Annotated in this window: 3 protein-coding genes and 1 pseudogene; 1 reads left to right on the top strand and 3 read right to left on the bottom strand. The window is 59.5% G+C overall.

The window, feature by feature from the left end; genetic code table 11:
• Positions 1–16: 16 nt before the first annotated feature.
• From VVR27_RS11535 to VVR27_RS11525, 3 genes are all read right to left on the bottom strand, one after another.
• Positions 17–1,042, bottom strand: a complete 1,026-nt coding sequence (locus VVR27_RS11535; RefSeq protein ID WP_237203339.1) for an NADP-dependent oxidoreductase — start codon at positions 1,040–1,042, stop codon at positions 17–19.
• Positions 1,043–1,362: 320 nt separating this feature from the next.
• A complete protein-coding gene (locus VVR27_RS11530; RefSeq protein ID WP_237203340.1) occupies positions 1,363–1,884 on the bottom strand; it encodes an SRPBCC domain-containing protein in 522 nt (173 codons plus the stop codon).
• A gap of 2 nt (positions 1,885–1,886) precedes the next feature.
• Complete coding sequence (locus tag VVR27_RS11525; protein WP_237203341.1) at positions 1,887–2,189, bottom strand: metalloregulator ArsR/SmtB family transcription factor; 303 nt, start codon at positions 2,187–2,189, stop codon at positions 1,887–1,889.
• A gap of 101 nt (positions 2,190–2,290) precedes the next feature.
• On the opposite strand from VVR27_RS11525, the pseudogene VVR27_RS11520 reads away from it, so the two are divergent.
• Positions 2,291–2,603 (top strand): annotated as a pseudogene (locus VVR27_RS11520) (GNAT family N-acetyltransferase); the annotation flags it as partial.

The following is a 2,603-nucleotide window of genomic DNA, read 5'->3' as shown; positions in this document are numbered from 1 at the left end:
GTTCGAGGTCGACGCATCAGAACGTGAGCACAATGCGACCGTTCACCTGCCCGGCGTCGAACCTTCGATGAGCTTCGACAGCATCGGCGGCAGGGTAGGCGGCGGCCACATCTAACGGAAGTACTCCCGCCTCGGCCAGGTCACGCAGGCCGACGATGGCAGCGTGATCGGTCATGTGCTGGCGGACGTTGACCATGGCCGACGTGATGCCTCGGTCCAGGTTGCCCAGATCAGTTCGCGTTGACACGACGCGGCCACCGTCGCGCACGACAGGTAGGTGCTGCTCGTGTGCCGGAGTTGTGTCGAACAGGCCGTCCACTCCACTGGGGGCCGTGATCTGCATCTGTTGGAGAAACTCAGCGCTCCGCGGCACGAAATCATCGGCCCCCAAGCGACGCATCAGGTCGAGGTCCCTGTCGGCAGCCAACGCAATCACCCGGAGACCGTCGGCATGAGCGAGGGCGACGACGAAGCGGCCCACAGCACCGCCGGCACCTGCCACCAATAGCGAGTCGCCCTTGTTAAGGCCGAGTAGATCCAACCCGGCCCGAGCGGTAAGTGCGGGCATGAGGAAAGAGGCGGCCTGCTCAGCGCTGGAACCGAGCGGTGCTTTCGTTACCGACTCGGCAGGCAGCACCACGTATTCGCTGTACCCGCCGTGAGTGCCGAAGCTGTTGACTAGCGCCACCGCGTCTGTGCCGAGTGTCAGGTCGCTGGATTCATCAACACCGGGGCCGATGGCATCGACGACCCCAGAAACATCCATACCGGGGACATAGGGTTGGGGGGTGTCGCTGTACCACTCAGCTAATGCGCCTTGGCGCAGCATCACGTCAGCGGGGTGAATCGCGGCCGCCTTAACCCGCAACCGAATCTCGCCCGTGCCGGGCTCAGGGGTCGGCAGCTCAACCGTGTGCAGCACGTCGGGGCCGCCATAGCTCGTCAAACCTATTGCTTTCATCTCTACTTCCTTGAAGTGGTCTGAGTTTGTGGGGAGTGGAGTATCGCGCGGCGTAGACGCCAGCGCGGTTTTCTGGGTCATACGAGGTGCAGTATTCGCTCCAAGGGGTATCCGAGGGAGGATTGCAACTGGCGCCAATGATACCGCTGCATCTAACTGTGTGTGGGGGCCTGAATCCCGGAAAGAGGAGAAGGAGTTTCATCAAAAGGCGAAGGTAATCTTGGCGGTTTATGAATGCTTGGAGGCGTTTTGAGAGCGACAGCCGCATCGCGGGTCGCCCCTTGAGGTTCTGGGAGCCAGGCATACTGGGCAGATCGAGGTGGGAGATCTACGTAGGGGCCAACAACCTGGGCCCCTGAATTCCGTCAGCTGAGCTCACGGATCAATGTGCTGGGTGGCGACTAGTCATCATTCACGTAGTACGCGATGGTTTCCTCATCGAGGTTCCAGGCTTCGTCGACGGCAGATCCGGAAACAGCAAGCTGTAGTGAGTCGAGGATCATGTGCCAGCCCATTCCGAACTCCCTGGCGGGTTCCCTCGGGACCTCGCGGTGATTCAGGGAAAGCCTGGAGCCATCGGCAGTTGGTTGAATCTCCCATTTCACGATGGAAGGCGTGGGTACTCCATCCCAGTTCCACGAATGCTCTAGGTGGCCAGCCCCAGTTGTAGGCGCTTGAAGCGAGATGACGTCGCCGGTGGCTTGACCTTCGTCGCCGAAGTCGTACAGGACTTGTCCGCCGACAAGGGGTGAAATGGTGGACCCTGGCAGCCACTTGGAGAGTTTGTCGGGATCGACTAACCACTGCCATACAACCGATGGGGAAAATGGGAAATGTCGCTCGAAGTGGATCTGGAATGATCCGTCTTTGCCGATGCCGAGGGAGCCGCGATGAAGCCCCGGATCGTCCGTTTTTGAGGTCATGATTAGCCTTCCTTTTTCATTTCGGACTCGAGTCGGTCGAGAGCTGCGTTCCAACGTTGTCGCTGAGCTTCGAGCCAAATTAAGGGTCCCTCGAGGGCGTCTTTGTTCAGTGAGTAGATGCGTTGTCGTCCGCGAGGTTCGACCTCTAAAATCTCGCTCGCGGAAAGGATGTTGAGGTGCTGTGAGATGGCGGGACGGGAGACGGAAAAATGCCGTGCAATCTCACCGGCGGGACGGGGACCGGTGGCCACCAGCTGGATGATCTTCCTTCGGGTGGGGTCAGCGAGGGCTTCGAATCCGTCCATGACTAAAGAGTAAGTGTCAGCTTACATAACTGTCAAGGGTGTGGACCGTCAATTCCCCACGCTATTGACCCACTCTCCGCCCGCTGCCACACTTGCTCCCAATGATTCATTCTGATTTTCGTGACCTCTATGACCAGCAGCTGCGCACGTCCGCAGAGGTGGAGTCGGCCTCCAGCTACATCCGTCTGGGGCCGCTGTGGCTGGCTAAGTACCCTGGCCAGGGGTTTGTCACTTATCGATCCATCGCGCCCGAACTAGACCTGGAAGCGCTCATCGGGGAGGCGCTGGCCTACTTCTCTGCGGATCCGAGCATCGAGGAAGTTGAGTGGAAAACTCGCCAGCACGATGATCTCCCGGATCTCTCCCGTTTGCTGGTCAAAAACGGCTTCGTTTTCGATGAGCCGGAAACGGTGA

It is taken from the genome of Rothia sp. LK2492 (genome assembly GCF_040946345.1).
Lineage (GTDB): Bacteria > Actinomycetota > Actinomycetes > Actinomycetales > Micrococcaceae > Rothia > Rothia endophytica.
Note: the sequence above shows the minus strand (reverse complement) of the source record. Positions and strands in the feature narration are given on the sequence as shown.

Excerpts from the sequence above, each read along its gene's own strand:
- VVR27_RS11530 (WP_237203340.1), bottom strand. The coding sequence starts at position 1,884 with ATGACCTCAAAAACGGACGATCCGGGGCTTCATCGCGGCTCCCTCGGC.
- VVR27_RS11525 (WP_237203341.1), bottom strand. The coding sequence starts at position 2,189 with ATGGACGGATTCGAAGCCCTCGCTGACCCCACCCGAAGGAAGATCATC.
- VVR27_RS11535 (WP_237203339.1), bottom strand. The coding sequence starts at position 1,042 with ATGACCCAGAAAACCGCGCTGGCGTCTACGCCGCGCGATACTCCACTC.